The following is a 17,482-nucleotide window of genomic DNA, read 5'->3' as shown; positions in this document are numbered from 1 at the left end:
ATCTCGTGTTGTGTTCTTCATCCCCTTCATCCCCCGATTTCTGATTTTGCAAAAAGGGGTATTTAATCTTTCGTTTCTCGCGTTATTATCTTTAATAACGCAATAGTAATATTATTACTATTTTACAATCAGTTAACTCCCCAGTAAACTGAGAAAAATTCAATCAAGTTAATCCTGCTGGGATCCCAAGTTTTTTGAGTGTTAGAGCTAATATAGTGAGAAATGGAATAACCATAATAGGAAACTATGGAGGAAGACCAAGAGTAGATATGCCAAGATTATTAGACCTAGTAAAATTGGGTAAATACGATCCAACAAAATTAGTAACTGGCAAATTCAAATTAGAAGAAATTAACGAAGCAGTAAAATTATTAAATCAAGGAGAAGCTATAAGAAGCTTAATAATTCCTGAGTAATCACCATATACTAGCATCTGTAGTTTCTAAACCCAAAGCCTTAGCTACATCCCTTAAAGAGATTACACCTATGATTTTTCCATTTTCAGTAACTACTAAATGCCTTATTTTCTTATTAGCCATTAATAATGCAGCATCTCCTTCATCCATATTACTTTCAGCCATAACTAGGTTAGTTGTCATTATCTTACTAACTTTTTCCTCTAATGAAATATCATCAGAAATAGCTTGAATTATATCTCTTTCAGTTACTATTCCTACCGCATTCCCATTACTAGTAACAAGTAACGAACCAACATTATACTCCCTCATCATTTTAGCTGCTTCTTTTATAGAAGACGAAGAAGAAATAGTAATAGGCTCTTTCGTTATAAGATCTTTTATACTCATAAAAAATATTTCTCTAATCTAGATAAAAAAACTTTCTAAATAAAACTTATCAAAACATAGCCTTATATGTTTACTAAATTGAAGATTGAACACTACTTAGTATCATTCCATTGTCTATGAAAATTTCTATAGGAGCCCCTATAGGAATTGGAACGTAATCATTATTTACTGGATAATAATAACAGAAAGCGACAGCATTACCATCAGGGATAGTGTATGGCTTCATTTGTATAGGACTAAATGGAAAACTATTAGACATTGATAGTGTAGTATCCTTATACGAATCTGCTGGTAAAGGACCCCATATCGAAACAGAGTAATTTACTTCATACAATGGAGTAAAATATTTGTCTTGGAATCCTGGTGGAAGTGGGGGACACCCAAAATTAGAATTAGGAGGCAAATCCACAGGTTTAATATTAGGTAATTCTAATTCTTTCCCATCATGAATGACATATACGTAAATCTGATTCCCTTCAAAATAAAAGTCTATGTTTGCTGGAAATATATTATTATATTGAACAGACGTATAGACTCCAGCATAGAAATATGGAGTAAGACCCCAATCCTTTGGATTTCCATCATATGATATATTGAATAACATAGAGTTAGAACACCACTCTATTTGGCCATACATATTTCCATAAGTTGTAGGCGCATAAAATCCAATCGTATCAGGATCTTCTACAGATGAACCAGAGAAAGGTTTAACCCCAGCAATGGTTAAATTAAGCCATCCAGAATTATACTCTCTTATTATAGTTATTTCTACACCATATCCTGTTAACCCTGGTGTTTGACAGTAGTTAATCACATAATGAGAAGTTAGAGAATAAGGATTATCTGTTTTTACATTATTTGGATTCATATAAGCATCTTGTATAGCAAACATTTCCATAGGGCTTATCATCGTTGAATCTGTATTACTGTTACAATTAACAATAGGATTGGCATATATTATATTACCAAGCGAAGTAACCATAGCTAACTCAGTATAATCACCTATATCATACTCAACAGCAGGATAACCATTATATGTAGTATTAGTAGGATCACCAATCTTTATTACTTTTAAATCATTTCCAGAATATCCTAGAAAATACGAAATATTTAGTGGAACAGCAGGCTCGCTATAATACACAATATAAGCATTGCCAGTACTATTATCATAATAGAAACCAATAGGTGATGAAGGACTATTAACTTCATTTTACTGCTCTTCAGCCTCATCCACTTTAGGCTGAACAGAAGCTAAACTCTCCTCATACTTTGAAGGAGTAGAAGTTACCAAATACATTACTGGTATTATAACTGACAACATTATAATCAAAACAAATATCATTCCTATTACTGAACTCATTGAATCACCTCATATCCAACTTCATAATACCCAATAATTATCCACAAGATAGTATAATACCCAGGCTTAACACTTACTAACTGCAAATCACCAGTATACGTCTTATAATAACTTATTTGACCTTCGTATAGAATACCATTGTTCAAACTATTTATTTTGGCATTACCAGAGAGAGAAGCAGTAGAATTAATTTCAGCATATTGAGAAGTGAAATAATTAGGATTATTATACTTTGAATAAAATGCTACAAGATATATTGACCCATTATAATCATAATCATTAATAAGAACAGGAACTTCATTACCATCTACCTTTCCTACTGTTATTCTTAAACCAGCAGAATACTCTTGAGCTTGTTTCAAACTAACAGTATTAGCATAAGTAATACTTCCATAAGAAGCAAATAATCCTACAGCGACAAGCCCTAATACAACAGTAGCCATAACTAAAATAAATGAAGTTACACTTTCCATAGTATTTCACCCAATAAAGAATCATTTTCAGAAAAATATCTACAATTAATTTATCATCTCTTCTTATTACAAATTTTACTTCATTATAACTATTTTTACTTTTCATCCTAAATTCTAAAATATTACCAAATATTTTATGCTCTATATTTAAATTATATTTCCTCTTTAAATCGATAATGGTATCTATTATATGATCTACTTCACTATCAAATGACCTATCTGAAGCAATACTTATCATAGTGATCTACAAGTTAAGATTTTTAAATAATCTAGACACAAAACCGAAAATTTTAGATATACATAACTTTAGTTTTCGTTTAAACTAAAAAGTCCAAAAAGTACTTTCTATAAGTCTCAATAAGATTTTTAGTAAAATTTAATTTAACAATAAAAAATCTAGATTGTTAATACTTCATATCCCTCTTTTATCTTATTCAAAACATAAATTCCTCCTATTGGTGCATATTCATCAACTAATCCATCTTCTATATCCTCCTTATCAAGTCCCACATTTTTCATTGCAACTTCACAAGCTACTACTTTTACCCCTACCTTTTTAGCATCCTTTATAGTATCTATTATAGGCCTAAAAATAACTTGTTTTTTATTTAACACCTCTACTGCAGGAGTTAAGAAAATCATCTCTACTGTTATATTAGGATCAACAGATTTAATTTTACCAGCCATTCCAATATTAGCTAATAGTTTTGCCATATTCTCCCTTCCAGTCATGAAAACAAACAATACCTTATCGTTCATAAATACTTTAATTATGCAAAGCATTTTAAACATGAGTATTAAAAAGTTTTAAGTTAAAATAACTAGATGTAATTTATTTTCATTTCTTAACTATAGAAAAAAGACTAATATTCATATTATACTTATAGCCAAAGCTAAATTAAATATATAAACTTATCATATTACATCTTTAGCGCATTAACTTGTTACCTAAGTAGAGAACTCAAAAACAGTAACTAAATAACACTTTCTGAATTAATATAATATAAACCACTTGGGGAGATAAACTAGTTACTGACCCTTCCCCGCCCCTAAACTGTACTTCACAAATTCAACTCATGAAAAATATTACTAAATCTTTATTTTTGAACTGCGAAAATATGAATTAAAACCTAAGAAATAAATTGATCATTAGAAAACAAAGGAAAAAGCTATAGCGTAACTAACGATATATTTAAATTTAGTAATTAATTATAGGTCAAGTAAGCTTTAGATGATCAGCTTTCGGTGAGAATACCCGGATAACTCGGATAGGAGGTTATGGCGTTAGCCTCGACTGGAGCTCATAAAGTGTAGTGAGGCTGATGAACCCATACAGAAGCTCAACCTTGTTAGCAGAAGTACAAATATTTACAAACGCGCTGAAATACCGCTAATGGGGAAACGCTATTATCAATTATTTTTACTAAGATCTAAACCAATAATTCAGTTAACTGGGGAGTTAACTGAATAACGTCTTCCTCATTTTTAATCCTCTCATTATACACATATTTTATCTTTAATTAATGAAAAATTCAATTGAATAACAACAATGTGTTATTCTTTACCTTATTGAATAACTCTTAGAGAGCTGTGGACCCGTAGGTCCCGGGTACAAGTCCCGGCCCGAGCCCTACTTTTAACATTTACTAATATTCTCTTCATAGGAATATAACGAACTCTTTTATCTCAAGTGAATTTGATTCTCTATAATTCTATTATTTTCTCCTTTTACTATACTGTGATACAGTAATCGATTTTCATTAATAAGCAGATTCGGATAGTAATTTAGGAAGTTGTTGGGTAATTGACTTTTTAATATTTCTTTTAATTATGATTAAGCTTTTATTAAGCCTTTCTCTAAATAAAGAAGAATAAAATATTTTATAAAGAATCTAGAATTGTAATAATTAACATTCTATTAGGTTTTTAAATTTTTATTTACTTAGTCAAATAAAAATAATTTATAATGACTAAAATATTCATTTTCTTAACTATAATTGACAAATTTTAAAAATATGTAAGTCTATTATATACTAATGGCAAAACAAATTCTTGTATCTCAAATAGCTTCAAGGAATTTAATAGGCGTATCTTCAGAAGATACATTAGATAAAATAGCAAAGACTATGATTGATAACAAAATAAGAAGAGTAGCAGTTTACGGTCCCGTAGGATCGATCGTAGGAGTAATAAGTGCGAGAAGTATAATTAGGGCTGCGTTATCGAATGAAAATTGGAAGACTCAAAAAGCTTCGGATATAGCTTCACGTCCAGTCTCTGTTGATTCTTCAACTACAGTAAAAGATGCTAGTAGAATTATGCTAGCTTTTGGCCTAGGTTCTTTATTGGTTGAAAATTCATTAATAGTAACTGAAAGGGATATAGCAAAAGCTTTTCCAAGAGATGTCACAATTCCAGCTATTGATGTAGGTACTAAATCAGTATTAACAATTATGTCAACTTCAACAGTAAAGGATGCCGCATCATTAATGATAGGTTATGGTATATCACATGTACCCATTTTAGAACAGTCTAGGAAAATAGTGGGTTTAATAAGTCTTAGAGATGTCTTAAGGGCACTATCTGAAGACAAGTTAACTGCACAAGTTACTGATTACGCTTCTAAAGATGTAGTTAAAGGTAATGAGGAATTAACGTTAGGAGAAGTTGCTGATATTATAGCCTCTAAAGATGTGGGTTCTGTCTTAATAGTAGATGATAAAGATAATATTAGGGCTATTGTAACTGAATGGGATCTAGTTAAAATAACGGCAACATTAACTTACGCATTTGTATTGATAAAACTAGCTCCTAACGCATCTTTTGATATTACTCCAATTCAAGAGTTAGACAGAGTTATTGATGCCAGGCTGGTTTACGGACCCTACGATGTAGTAACTACTATTGCCGCAGAGACTTCTGAAAGACTTCTCTCTACTGTAGCTTTAATTAGGAGTATTCCGGGTGTCGCAGATACATTAACTTTGTTATCAGTATAAATCAATTTTTTAAATTCCTTTTTTTAAATTCTTCATATGGAACTTGATAAGCTTGTTTTAGAAATTAGAAAAAAAGGATATAATGATAAAGAAAAATTAATGAAAGATCTAAATTTACTAATAAAGGAAATTCATAATGGATTAAAAAGTGAAATTGCTAAGGCTAAGAAAGCTAATAAAAACGTAAGTGACATAGAAAAAGAGTTGAATAGAATTTTAGATTCTTTAAAGAGATTAAGGGAAGAGAAACAGTATCAGACAATAAGGAATATTAAGTTTGTAATGGATAAGAGAGGGAGTGAAGCGATAGAGTTACTAAAGAAATTAAAGCAATAAAGTGAGTATTAAATTATGGGAAAGCTTTTTGGTACTGATGGTGTAAGAGGAGTAACTAATAAAGAGTTAACAACTGAACTTGTTTTACGTCTTGCTAAAGCGATTGGTACTTTTTTTGGTAAGGGTAGTAAGATTCTAGTTGGTAGGGATGTAAGAGCAGGAGGTGATATGTTAGTAAAGATTGTTGAAGGTGGACTTCTGAGCGTTGGAATTGAAGTTTTTGATGGTGGAATGGCCGCAACTCCAGCTTTACAATACGCTGTAAAGACTTTAGGATATGATGGCGGTATTATAGTTACTGCTAGTCATAATCCTGCACCTTATAATGGTATAAAAGTAATAGATAAAGATGGTATAGAAATAAGAAGAGAAAAAGAAGATACCATAGAGCAGATTTTATTTGAAGAGAAATTCAATACTGTTGAGTGGAGTGCGTTAACTAATGAGGTTAAAAAAGAAGATAGAGTAATCAGTAATTACGTTTCTGGTATTTTATCTCATATCGACGTTGAAAAAGTGTCTAAAAAGCACTATACTGTCTTAATCGATCCGGCAAATAGTGTAGGTGCACTTTCAACTCCTTTGGTAGCCAGATCTTTAGGCTGTAAGATATATACACTTAATGGAAATCTTGATCCTTTATTTTCTGCAAGGCAACCGGAACCCACATTTGATAGTCTAAAAGAAACTGCTGAAGTTGCTAAATCACTAAAAGTAAATTTAGGTGTTGCTCATGATGGAGATGCTGATAGAGCTATTTTTATAGATTCTGAAGGAAGAATACAATGGGGAGATAGGAGTGCGACACTGTTATCCTACTGGGCTTATTTGAAGAATCCAAATAGCAACAAGAAAGTAATAACAGCAGTGTCTAGTTCAAGTCTTGTTGAGGAGTACTTAAGTCAATTTAATATTGAAGTTGAGTGGACTAAAGTAGGAAGTGTGGATATTGCTCATAAAGTTGTTGACGAAAAAGCATTAGCTGGGTTTGAAGAGAATGGAGGTTTTATGTATCCTCCTCATCAATATGTAAGAGATGGAGCGATGAGCTTTGCACTAATGCTTGAGCTTATGGCTAATGAAAATGTTTCATCAGCAGAACTGTTCGATAGACTTCCAAAATACTATCTGGTTAAAACTAAGGTAGATTTAAAACCAGGAATGAATCTTGAGGAAATATATAAAAGAATTATCGAAATATACTCTAGTTCAGCAATTAGGACCATTACTATCGATGGTGTTAAAGTCATAGGCAAAGACTTCTGGTTTCTTGTGAGAAAAAGCGGTACAGAGCCCATTATAAGAATAATGGCTGAGGCAAAAGATCAGAGTATAGCAAATAATTTAGCTAATGAGTTAAAAAGAATTGTAGAGGGTAAATGAAATATAGGTTAATGGATCTTTTAGCTTGTCCTATCTGTAAACATTTTCCCTTGCAATATTATGTTTTTTCTGCCAAAACTGTAGAGAGAAGCATAGGAGACGAGAAAAAGCCTTTATGTGAGCTTTTCTGTAGTTATAAAAATCAATTCATAAAAGATATGAAGGAAACTCCTCCTTGTGAAGAGTGCTTTAAATATGAAATCATAGACGGTTTACTATATTGTCCTAACTGTAAAAGATGGTATCCAATAATAGATGAAATACCAAGGATGTTACCAGATAAGCTTAGAAAGAAGGATGAGGATCTTAACTTTATGAAGAAATATAAAGATAAGATTCCAAAGGAAATTTTAGATGAAGGACTTCCTTTCAATTTAAAATCAGAACAAAGTTGACATATCTTTATTAGCTTGAATTTAAATAATATTATCTGGTGTAACTATTGGAAAGCGGATATCTGTCTAATCTTGACGAATGGATTAAAATGCAGAAAAATTTGTTGGAAACATTGAAAGAACTAGAGAAAAAGTATGAATCAGCAGATGCTGATAGGTTAGATTTAATTCTTGCTACACGTGTAGCATTTCAGCATATAATGAGAACTATAAAGGCATTTGATCAGTGGCTACAAGATCCTCAGATAATAAAACATATGCCAAAAGAAATGCTAGAAGATGTTATGAAAACGACATGGAATATATTAGAAACTTTACTAGAATTAGATATAAGGCACACTAGCCAATTTAGAGATTTAGTAATCAAATTAAGTAAAGAAGGGAAGTTAGATCCATTAATATGGAATAGGCCATTAAATGAAGAACAGCAAAGCACTCCTAACAGAAGAGGAACATTTATGACTATGTAATAAATTAATTTCTTTTATTATTTTTATAAAAATTGTCTATCTTCTTCTACTTTTAAGTCTATTTTCTTCATCTATTGCATTTACTTTCATTTTTATATCACTAATTAACTGAGCTAATGTGTTCTTGAAGTCATCTTCAATCTGTTGTCCATCTAGGAACTCTTGCCCATTAGAGGTAAGTTTTAATTTCTTACTCTGAGGGTCATTTTCTAAATATCCTACATAAAGTAATGCAGTAACATCTTCTTTTAACATTGGACTAAACACGTTATTTCCTATAACATTAAATTGATATCCTAAATCTAAGCCTTTCTGTTTTAATTCATATAAACCGATTGTTAATGCTTTCTCCGATGCTCCATTTAATGTCTTAATTATATATAGAAGTTTTACTTTTCTCCTATCATCTTTTAGTGCTTCTGGTGTAAATACTTGCTTAGAAGTTATTTTAAGTTCTTTAGACTTAGTCTGTCCAGGTTGTGACATTTAATCACTCCTTTATTACTATTTGTCTACCCCTTAATTATTTTAACGATCTCTTTTGTCTCTTCAAATGGGTTCTTTGATCTTGTTATTGCTCCTCCAACGACGTAAATGTTAATAGGCAAATCTAAGAGATCAATAATATTGTTTTTATTTAGTCCTCCAGCGACAGAGATTATAACACCCAATTCGCTAACCATTTTTATTTCGTTCTTAAGGTCTCTTATTGTGATTCCTCTTTTTTTCTGAACGTCAAGACCTACGTGTAAGCCTATTATATCTACGCCTAATTTCTTAATTTCTTTTGCTCTACCTACAACGTCCTTTACGTTTATTAGGTCTGCTTGAACTAAAATGCCATACTCATGAGCTTTTTTAACTGCGCTTTCTATAGTTGAATCATCCATTATTCCTAATACTGTCATAATGTTTCCTCCTCCTAAATTCACTATTTCAGCTTCCACGTCTCCGGCATCAGCAGTTTTTGTGTCTACTAAGATAATTTTACTCTGAGCTATTTTCTTTATTTTCTTTATTCCTTCAATACCTGTAGACTTAACTAATGGTGTTCCAATTTCTACTATATCAACCCCACCATCAATAGACTGCTTAGCCACTTCTTCTGCGTTTTTTAAATCAATAAAATCCAAAGCTACTTGTAAATTTTTACCTTTTAGTAATTTTTCGAGTAATTCCATCATTCCACCAGCTAGGTATTTCTTCATAAAAATAAATGAATGATTTTTAAAACTCACTGTATGATATTTTTAGCTGTGATTTCCGATTGACAAAGTACATTATAGTTACTGGAGGAGTATTGTCCAGTGTAGGTAAAGGAACTGTTGCAGCTTCTATAGGTTTATTGCTAAAAAGCAGAGGATATAAGGTTACTATGGTAAAAGTTGATCCATATCTTAATGTTGATGCCGGCACAATGAATCCTTACATGCACGGAGAAGTTTTTGTTACTGAAGATGGTGCTGAAACTGATTTAGATTTAGGACATTATGAGAGGTTTGTTAATATTAATATGTATAGTTATAACAATATAACAGCTGGAAAGGTCTATTTTGAAGTAATCAAGAATGAGAGACAAGGAAAATATTTGGGTCAAACAGTACAAATTATTCCTCATGTAACAGATCAGATAAAAAGTATGATAAGATATGCTGCAAATATGGCTAATGCTGATATTACTATTATAGAAATTGGTGGTACTGTAGGAGATATAGAAGGATTGCCATTCTTAGAAGCAGTGAGGCAATTGAAACTAGAAGAAGAGGAAGGAAATGTTGTTTTTGTTCATGTTGCACTAGTTGAATATCTTAAAGTTACAGAGGAAATAAAAACCAAGCCATTGCAACATAGTGTACAAGAATTAAGGAGAATTGGGATACAACCTGATATTATTGTAGCGCGATCAGTAGTTCCATTAGATGACGAGACTAAAAAGAAAATTGCATTATTTACAAATGTAAAACCGGAGTATATTTTCTCTAATTATGACGTTACAATGACATATGAGGTTCCGCTCATATTGGAAAAACAAGGTTTAGCAAGTAAGATCTTAGGAAAACTGAATCTGCCAGATAGTCAACCAGATTTATCTCAATGGAATGAGTTTATAAATAATCTAAAGACAGCAAACAAGGAAGTAAAGATTGCATTAGTTGGAAAATATACTAAGCTTAAGGATAGTTATATTAGTATAAAAGAAGCAATTTATCATGCTGCATCAAGACTGAATCTTAAACCAGTCCTAGTTTGGATTGAGTCAACTGACTTAGAAACTTCTAAAGAGGCTATTGATAAATTGAAATCAGTTGATGGAATTATAGTTTTACCAGGTTTTGGTGCTAGAGGGGTTGAAGGAAAAATAATGGCTATAAAATATGCTAGAGAGAATAATGTTCCATTTCTAGGAATATGCTATGGAATGCAATTAGCTGTTGTTGAATTTGCTAGAAATGTATTAGGGTTAGAAAAGGCACATACAACTGAAGTTGATCCAAATACTCCTCATCCCGTAGTAACGCTGTTAGATGAGCAAAAAAGAGTAGTTCAAATGGGCGGAACAATGAGGCTAGGTTCTCAAAAAGTTAGAATAAAAGAAGGGACTTTAGCTTACAGTATTTATGGTAGTACAACTGCATACGAGAGACATAGGCATAGATATGAGGTTAATCCAGCATATGTTGATCAGCTCCAGAAAGGAGGCCTAGTTATATCCGGTGTTAGTGAAAATGGATTGGTTGAGATGATTGAATTAAATAATCATAAATTCTTCTTAGGGCTTCAGGGCCACCCAGAATATAAGAGTAGGCCATTAGCTCCTTCTCCCGTCTTTATTAGTTTCTTGAAAGCTGTTGCTGGAATTTAAGTCAATAATAATTTTGTCATATTTTAATTTTATTACTTTTTTTATACCTTTTACTCCATTTTTGTAAGTAACTTCTATGAGTCCAGCGTTTTCTAATTCTGAAATATGCATACTTACATTTGCTTTAGTCATATGCAGAATTTCACTTAATTCTGTAACATTTAACTCATTATCAGCTACTAATTTAAGAATATTTATACGTGACATAACCGATAATGCTCTAGTAATTTTTAATATTTCCTCTGGATCAGATACTATTAATTCCACATTAGATAAAGATTTAAAGTTTTTCCTTTAAAAAGGATGTGGCTAAGAGACAAGAACCCTTTTATATTAGTCAGTAACAGAAAAGAAAATGAGGATGACTATAGTGCAAGCAAAGATAGAAAATCCATTAAAGAATTTAAAAACTGCAACAAATAAAATCGTGCTAGTAAAACTTAAAGATGGCTCAGAATATGTAGGAAGATTAGAGCAAAGTGACGGTACAATGAATTTAGTTTTAAGGGATTGTATTGAGACTAAGGAAGGTACAACAGAGCCAGTGGCAAAATATGGAAGAGTCCTAATAAGAGGAAGCAATATTCTTTTCATAAGCGTAGACTATGAAGCCCTAATGGGAAAATAATTTTATAAGAATACATCGGTGAGTGTATTCTAATGAGAAACATAAACGTACAATTAAGCCATTGGGTAGATATAGATTCTTTAGAGGTCGAACTTGTAGAGCGTAAGGGAACTGGACATCCAGATTATATAGCAGATGCAGCTTCCGAAGAGGCAAGTAGGAAATTATCGTTATACTATTTAAAAAGATACGGGACAATTTTGCACCACAACTTAGATAAGACTTTGGTTGTTGGAGGTCAAGCAGCACCTAGATTTAAAGGGGGAGAGGTTTTACAGCCTATTTATATAATTGTTGCAGGAAGAGCAACAACGGAAGTTAAAACTGAATCTGGGATAGAAAGCATACCAGTTGGTACAGTAATTATTGAAAGCGTAAAAGAATGGATAAAAGAACATTTTAGGTATTTAGACGCTGAAAAACATGTAATAGTTGATTATAAGATTGGTAAAGGTTCAGCAGACTTAGTCGGTATATTTGAAGTAGCTAAGAAATCAGTGCCTTTATCTAATGATACAAGCTTTGGAGTAGGTTTTGCTCCTTATTCTAAATTAGAGAACCTCGTTTATCAGACAGAAAGACTTTTAAATTCTAAAGAAATAAAGGCCAAAATACCAGAAATAGGAGAAGATATAAAAGTTATGGGACTAAGAAAAGGAAAGACAATTGAGCTTACAATAGCAATGGCCGTGATAAGCCAACTAGTAAGTGATTTGAACCATTATATTGCAGTTAAAGAAGAGGCTAAACAAGTGGTACTTGATTTAGCTAGTAAATTGGTCCCAGAATACAACGTAAGAGTTAATATAAATACTGGAGATAAGATTGATAAAGGAATTGTATATCTCACAGTAACTGGTACATCTGCAGAACATGGAGACGATGGTATGACTGGAAGAGGAAATAGAGCAACTGGTTTAATTACTCCAATGAGACCTATGTCCTTAGAGGCTACTGCAGGAAAGAATCCAGTTAATCATGTAGGTAAAATATACAATATAGTAGCTAATCTAATTGCACAAAAAGTATCTTCTGAAGTAAAAGGAATAAAGAATGTGCAAGTTGAAGTCTTAGGACAAATTGGTAGACCCATAGATGATCCATTAATCGCTAATGTTCAGGTAACGACAGAAAATGGTACTTTAACTAATGAAATGAAGAGAGAAATAGAAGGAATATCTGATGAAATATTAGGGTCTATAACTAAAATATCAGAGTTAATATTAGAGAATAAGGTTATGCTTTTCTAAAGCGTTGTTTTCTATACTCATCAATTATACGCTTAAGATCAATTTTTGAGTCTATGTTTAGTTGTTTCTCTTTATTAAGTATTCCGGCATCTCTTAATAGATCTTTAGAAAGAATAACGTAATCACCTATTATTAAATCAATAATTTCACTGCTTACATTTTCTTCGAGTAGTATTACTTTATTATTCTCAATTCTCAAATATGGGGGTAATTGGGATAGATGTAACGCTATCTTATTTCCAATAATAAGATCTCTAATTAATTCTTTTAGTTTGATTAGTTCCTTATCCTTATTTTCAACTTCAGCTTTAAGAGTGTTTATAGTTTTTAAGTGAGTGCTTATTATATTATGTAATTCGTAAACTCTTCTATCTTTTTCTACTTCTACGTTAATTGTCATTTTAATTTCATTTATTTTCCTTTCTAAATAGTCCTTATAACTTAGCAATTGTTTTATATATCTTTTTAGTCTCTCGTTTTCTTTCTTGTATTCAAGAACTTCATTATTTACTGTCTGAGATGGAGTTGCAAATTGCTTATTCTCTGTTGTTTTAGAATTATCTATTTGACTAGAAGAAGTAGTTATTTCTTTTTCGATTTCTTTCTCAATGCACTCATTTATTGTATTTCCTTCAATTACACATTCAACTATTTTATCTTCTTCTATTTCTAAGTCTAATCTTCCTAGGAAACCTTCTATTTGCCTTAATTTATGTGAAAAATCATAATAAGCTTTAAGAGCAGCTGATAAAGAATCTCTAATGTGTGGATCATCGATTTTTATTCCATGTAATTCAGAGAATTTGCTAACTAATTCCATCTTTTCGTCAATATATAAAGGACGATCTGGTTCGTATATTTTACATTTTAGCTGAGCAGCGATTTTTCTTACTGTATCTGGTACTGGATTAACATCAGTAGCAATTAATACTGGTTTTCCATTTAATCTTATTATATTAATAATTTCCTCTCTATCAATATTTCTTTTTCTATCAAGATAAACTGGATTACCATATAGATCTATTATAGATATTCCTACCTCTATACCTGGGTCTATTCCTACAATAACAGGTTTTTTTGAATACCTCTCTTTATCTACGAATTCAATCTTGCTTTTAAAAATTGGTTTTATATCTACTACTAAATCATGTCCTTTCATTTTCTTTATTATTCCATTTAAGCTTTGTCTTGGGGCATAAACGACAAAGACTGCTTTTTCTATTCCGGCTTTAGTTCTTTTTATAGTATAATCATAATCAAAACCATTTTTATCTAATTTTTCTTTAATTTCTTTCATTACTCTTAGAACTAATCCTCTTATATGTCTTTTATATCTGTTGCTACTCATTCCTCCTGGACCTAAAGCTCTACCTCTAGATACAATTATTTTTGTCCTATTTTCAATTGCTTTTATTGATGTGCCTATACCTTTGGAGGCTAATAAAGCGGAGAGATAAGCAGTTTTTATTGGATTAGTTTTACCTTGAACTTCTATTCCATTCTCCTTTGCTACTTCTCTGATATCTTTAAATTGACCATTAACATATGTTGTCTGTATTATCTGAATATTATCTGGCAATAAAGAGAGTAATTTTACTAATTGTCTTTCGTTAGACGCAAGCTCATAAACGTTATCTGTAGCCAAGATATCTGGTTTCTTTTCCCAGATTAATCTTATTAATTTACCAATGTGAATATTTTCATATTTCTCTTCAATTTCTCCTTTATCATTTATAATTATGACTGCATATGAAGGGGGTTGGGTCGAATTAGGACTCTTTCCTGGTTCTATATCAATACCCATTATTCGCATTATTACCCCTTTATATAATTTATTACTTGATTAATATCTTTATATATATCATATTTTTTATTAAAATAATATAATATATTAGTTACATCTCTAATCAATAAATCTTCGTCTTCTCTTTTCCATTGAGGCCAATCTATAATATATGGTTTTCCTTCTTCACTAATTAAAACATTATATTCACTAAGATCTCCATGAACTATCTTATCACAATAAGTGTAAGCAATTCTTAATGTAGAAAGTATATCTTGCAATACTTCCTCTGGATTTGATATATTAGTTCTGTATAGTTCTGTACCTTGTACGTACTCCATCACTATTGCGTTATAAGCTTGTCCATAAGGTTTGGGCACGTTACCAAAGTTGTTATATAAACAATCTAGTGCTTTGTATTCTCTTTCTGCATTTTTTACTGTTAATTTGATCCAGTCTTCCTTGTATTTAATGCCTCTAATTTTTCTTATATTTTTATAACTATTTTTGCCGATCCTATGAAACTTAACTATAACTGTCTCATCTGAAAAATTATAACCAAAGTATACGTTACTTTCTTTTCCTTCACCTATGATTATACCAAGGTTTTTAAGTATTTTAGTTGCATATAACTTCTTTATGGCAAGTATATCAAGACCAGTAAATGTTAATCTATATCCTATTTCTTTAAGTATTCTTTCCTTAGATAATAATCTTAAATCATATAGTTTTAGTAATACTTCTTTTAGTTCCCTGTCTAATAATCCTAATTCTTCAGATATAGCAGAATAAGGAACGTACTCGTAATTAGAATTTAATTCATAAACTGTTTTTAGAACTTTATAGTCTAAGGGTCCTATAAGTGATGCTCTTTCAGCTAAAGTTAAAACAACCATAACAGTTATCTAATATTTTGAATGCTAAGTTTTATTCTTTATTGTAACTATTTTGCTCCTTCCAGGTAAAGCTCTAATTATATCTTCTTGTAAAACTTTTAACCCTTTTATTTTTAATTTTTCTTGAAAGATCTTGAGAATTTTTTGAGATAATTTACTAGGATCATCATCCCCTGGTTCCAAAATTAAATACACATTAAATCCACTCATTTTTCTTACTATTTCTTCGCTTCCTACTATAATCTTAAAGTCTTCAGTTACGCCCATAGCTAACTGCATTTTAACATTATTTACAAAATTTTTTTTACCATATATCATAAATGATCCTTTCTTTAGGTATTCTCCACTGGGTGGTGACTTACTTACTTGATCACCATAAACCCAGAATACATCTATTGCTCCCATTCCTGTTTTCCACGCCTTAGAATAGCAAGCTGCAATAACTGCTGCATCTTTTATGTCATCTTCTGAAATTTCTTTACCTTGTGTTTTAATTATTGTAGCTGATGCCCCTTGTATATCTGCATGAAGGAAAATATCTTTTGGTTCAAGGAACTTTTTAACGAGACTTTCATTTTGATCAACGTCTCTACCTGAAATTATTAAGTAACCATTCCTAGTGAAACTCCATCTGTATTTTTCATACCATTCTCTTTTTCTTAAAGAGATTCTTATCTCTTCATGCCTTTCTTCTATTTGTTTATTAAGTTCCTCTATTTTTTTCTTTAAGTTCTCTAAAGTTTCTAATGCTTTCCTAGATTTTTCAGCGAATTCTTTTGCTATGTCAAAATATTTAGATGCGTTTTTGTATACAGATAATTTAGGATCTAACTCTATTTCAAGGCCATTGAAGTTAATTTTTATGCTATTCTTATCTTGATATTTTTTTAATTCTTCTTCTATTTTGTCATAATTAGAGACAAGGATATTAGCAATACTTCTATATTTTTCTTCTTCTTGTTTATATTTTTTTATTTCTTCTTCAACTTCTTGTATTGTTTTTTCTAGTTTTTTCTTTTCTTCCTCAAGTTTTTTATCACTTTCGCTCTTAATAACATTTTTTTCTTCATTAGTAAAGTATTCGTCTAAAGCATCATTATATGTCTCTTTTTCAATGCAATTATCTGTTTTTATTGGGATAACAGTAACGTTAGGGATTAAACATTTAGCGAAGTTTCCTTTAACTATATTTTCTTCCAGTTCACTTATTTTATTTATAGCTAGATTTAATTCATTTTTATTACTTATATTAAATCCTAAAGCTTCTATAATTTCTTGTGGTACTCCTAAAATTCTAGAAAGACTCCTTTTTTTAAGAAGTTTATCTTTTTCTTCTTCCGTTAAGGGAAGAGGTGGTGGAGGAGGGGTATATTCTACATTTGGTTTTATAATTCTATCTTTGAATTCCTTGTATTCAGTTGAAAATAATATTCTATTTTGCAGATCAGTTATTACAAGTAATCCTCTTGGTAATAACTCTATGTATAAAAGTCTGTCTCCTAGTGTAATTTTTAGTATTCTCTCTTTGCCTAAAATACTAACTTCGTCAATTATCTTATCTTTTAAGTGTGCTCTTAACAAGCTTATTTCATTTGAAATCTCTTTTTGTCTATCGTATTTTGTAAAATGGATTCTCTTTCCAGGCTCTATTATTAAGTTCTTATCTCCGTTTTTGCAATGTAATCTGAAGAAGTAAGCCTGGGTGCCAGTAACCTTATAGATATTGTCTATTCTACAGCCTTTTAACTCATTCTTATTCTCAATTAGCCATGCTAAAAGATCGAAATATGACATTGACGTCTTTTTATTCACTTTATTAACCCCTCACTTAATATCTACA

The 17,482-nt window shown here is 31.0% G+C and carries 19 protein-coding genes and 1 pseudogene; 9 read left to right on the top strand and 11 right to left on the bottom strand.

Annotation, left to right across the window (positions count from 1 at the left end; all coding sequences use genetic code 11):
• Nucleotides 1-200: 200 nt before the first annotated feature.
• Nucleotides 201-416, top strand: a pseudogene (locus ACAM25_RS06095) (succinate-semialdehyde dehydrogenase); the annotation flags it as partial.
• Here the strand turns inward: ACAM25_RS06095 and ACAM25_RS06090 are convergent.
• The 5 genes from ACAM25_RS06090 to ACAM25_RS06070 all read right to left on the bottom strand — a co-directional run bounded on the left by ACAM25_RS06090 (nucleotide 417) and on the right by ACAM25_RS06070 (nucleotide 3,398).
• Entirely contained in the window at nucleotides 417-806 is a 390-nt protein-coding gene (locus ACAM25_RS06090) for a CBS domain-containing protein (protein ID WP_369611425.1), read from the bottom strand.
• A 73-nt stretch (nucleotides 807-879) separates the two neighbouring features.
• Entirely contained in the window at nucleotides 880-1,947 is a 1,068-nt protein-coding gene (locus tag ACAM25_RS06085; protein WP_369611424.1) for a hypothetical protein, read from the bottom strand.
• A 69-nt stretch (nucleotides 1,948-2,016) separates the two neighbouring features.
• Nucleotides 2,017-2,166 carry a hypothetical protein gene (locus ACAM25_RS06080; RefSeq protein WP_369611423.1) on the bottom strand — a complete coding sequence of 50 codons (150 nt, stop codon included), beginning with the start codon at nucleotides 2,164-2,166 and terminating at the stop codon, nucleotides 2,017-2,019.
• Complete coding sequence (locus ACAM25_RS06075; RefSeq protein WP_369611422.1) at nucleotides 2,163-2,639, bottom strand: hypothetical protein; 477 nt, start codon at nucleotides 2,637-2,639, stop codon at nucleotides 2,163-2,165. The genes ACAM25_RS06080 and ACAM25_RS06075 overlap by 4 nt, the downstream gene beginning before the upstream one ends.
• A gap of 396 nt (nucleotides 2,640-3,035) precedes the next feature.
• Entirely contained in the window at nucleotides 3,036-3,398 is a 363-nt protein-coding gene (locus ACAM25_RS06070) for a DsrE family protein (protein WP_369611421.1), read from the bottom strand.
• A 1,277-nt stretch (nucleotides 3,399-4,675) separates the two neighbouring features.
• On the opposite strand from ACAM25_RS06070, the gene ACAM25_RS06065 reads away from it, so the two are divergent.
• The 5 genes from ACAM25_RS06065 to ACAM25_RS06045 are packed head-to-tail and all read left to right on the top strand — an operon-like array spanning nucleotide 4,676 to nucleotide 8,222.
• On the top strand, nucleotides 4,676-5,638 hold the full coding sequence (locus ACAM25_RS06065) for a CBS domain-containing protein (RefSeq protein WP_369611420.1): 963 nt from the start codon (nucleotides 4,676-4,678) through the stop codon (nucleotides 5,636-5,638).
• Nucleotides 5,639-5,674: 36 nt separating this feature from the next.
• Nucleotides 5,675-5,974 carry a hypothetical protein gene (locus ACAM25_RS06060; protein WP_369611419.1) on the top strand — a complete coding sequence of 100 codons (300 nt, stop codon included), beginning with the start codon at nucleotides 5,675-5,677 and terminating at the stop codon, nucleotides 5,972-5,974.
• Between the two features lie 15 nt (nucleotides 5,975-5,989).
• On the top strand, nucleotides 5,990-7,357 hold the full coding sequence (glmM, locus tag ACAM25_RS06055) for a phosphoglucosamine mutase (protein ID WP_369611418.1): 1,368 nt from the start codon (nucleotides 5,990-5,992) through the stop codon (nucleotides 7,355-7,357).
• A complete protein-coding gene (locus tag ACAM25_RS06050) occupies nucleotides 7,354-7,752 on the top strand; it encodes a Trm112 family protein (RefSeq protein WP_369611417.1) in 399 nt (132 codons plus the stop codon). The genes glmM and ACAM25_RS06050 overlap by 4 nt, the downstream gene beginning before the upstream one ends.
• A 47-nt stretch (nucleotides 7,753-7,799) precedes the next feature.
• Nucleotides 7,800-8,222 carry a DUF2153 domain-containing protein gene (locus tag ACAM25_RS06045; RefSeq protein WP_369611416.1) on the top strand — a complete coding sequence of 141 codons (423 nt, stop codon included), beginning with the start codon at nucleotides 7,800-7,802 and terminating at the stop codon, nucleotides 8,220-8,222.
• Between the two features lie 36 nt (nucleotides 8,223-8,258).
• On the opposite strand, the gene ACAM25_RS06040 is transcribed toward ACAM25_RS06045, so the two are convergent.
• Nucleotides 8,259-8,708 carry a hypothetical protein gene (locus tag ACAM25_RS06040; protein ID WP_369611415.1) on the bottom strand — a complete coding sequence of 150 codons (450 nt, stop codon included), beginning with the start codon at nucleotides 8,706-8,708 and terminating at the stop codon, nucleotides 8,259-8,261.
• Between the two features lie 26 nt (nucleotides 8,709-8,734).
• On the bottom strand, nucleotides 8,735-9,406 hold the full coding sequence (locus ACAM25_RS06035) for an orotidine 5'-phosphate decarboxylase / HUMPS family protein (protein WP_369611621.1): 672 nt from the start codon (nucleotides 9,404-9,406) through the stop codon (nucleotides 8,735-8,737).
• 83 nt (nucleotides 9,407-9,489) lie between these two features.
• Between ACAM25_RS06035 and ACAM25_RS06030 the strand changes: the two genes are divergently transcribed.
• On the top strand, nucleotides 9,490-11,085 hold the full coding sequence (locus tag ACAM25_RS06030; protein WP_369611414.1) for a CTP synthase: 1,596 nt from the start codon (nucleotides 9,490-9,492) through the stop codon (nucleotides 11,083-11,085).
• Here ACAM25_RS06030 and ACAM25_RS06025 read toward each other — a convergent pair.
• A complete protein-coding gene (locus ACAM25_RS06025; RefSeq protein ID WP_369611413.1) occupies nucleotides 11,032-11,352 on the bottom strand; it encodes an ArsR/SmtB family transcription factor in 321 nt (106 codons plus the stop codon). The genes ACAM25_RS06030 and ACAM25_RS06025 overlap by 54 nt on opposite strands.
• Before the next feature lie 103 nt (nucleotides 11,353-11,455).
• Here ACAM25_RS06025 and ACAM25_RS06020 point away from each other — a divergent pair, with 103 nt between their 5' ends.
• Both ACAM25_RS06020 and ACAM25_RS06015 read left to right on the top strand, forming a co-directional pair.
• Nucleotides 11,456-11,713, top strand: coding sequence for a U6 snRNA-associated Sm-like protein LSm6 (locus ACAM25_RS06020; RefSeq protein WP_369611620.1), 258 nt, complete (start codon nucleotides 11,456-11,458; stop codon nucleotides 11,711-11,713).
• 32 nt (nucleotides 11,714-11,745) lie between these two features.
• Nucleotides 11,746-12,963 (top strand): methionine adenosyltransferase, encoded by a 1,218-nt coding sequence (locus tag ACAM25_RS06015; protein ID WP_369611412.1) that lies wholly within the window; start codon nucleotides 11,746-11,748, stop codon nucleotides 12,961-12,963.
• On the opposite strand, the gene ACAM25_RS06010 is transcribed toward ACAM25_RS06015, so the two are convergent.
• The 3 genes from ACAM25_RS06010 to rqcH are packed head-to-tail and all read right to left on the bottom strand — an operon-like array spanning nucleotide 12,950 to nucleotide 17,436.
• A complete protein-coding gene (locus ACAM25_RS06010; protein WP_369611411.1) occupies nucleotides 12,950-14,776 on the bottom strand; it encodes a DUF460 domain-containing protein in 1,827 nt (608 codons plus the stop codon). The two genes, ACAM25_RS06015 and ACAM25_RS06010, sit on opposite strands and share 14 nt — an antisense overlap.
• Before the next feature lie 2 nt (nucleotides 14,777-14,778).
• Nucleotides 14,779-15,642 carry an RIO1 family regulatory kinase/ATPase gene (locus ACAM25_RS06005; RefSeq protein WP_369611410.1) on the bottom strand — a complete coding sequence of 288 codons (864 nt, stop codon included), beginning with the start codon at nucleotides 15,640-15,642 and terminating at the stop codon, nucleotides 14,779-14,781.
• A gap of 24 nt (nucleotides 15,643-15,666) precedes the next feature.
• Nucleotides 15,667-17,436 carry a ribosome rescue protein RqcH gene (gene rqcH, locus ACAM25_RS06000; protein ID WP_369611619.1) on the bottom strand — a complete coding sequence of 590 codons (1,770 nt, stop codon included), beginning with the start codon at nucleotides 17,434-17,436 and terminating at the stop codon, nucleotides 15,667-15,669.
• Nucleotides 17,437-17,482 lie beyond the last annotated feature (46 nt).

It is taken from the genome of Sulfurisphaera javensis, from assembly GCF_041154675.1.
GTDB classification, from domain to species: Archaea; Thermoproteota; Thermoprotei_A; order Sulfolobales; family Sulfolobaceae; genus Sulfurisphaera; species Sulfurisphaera javensis.
Note: the sequence above shows the minus strand (reverse complement) of the source record. Positions and strands in the feature narration are given on the sequence as shown.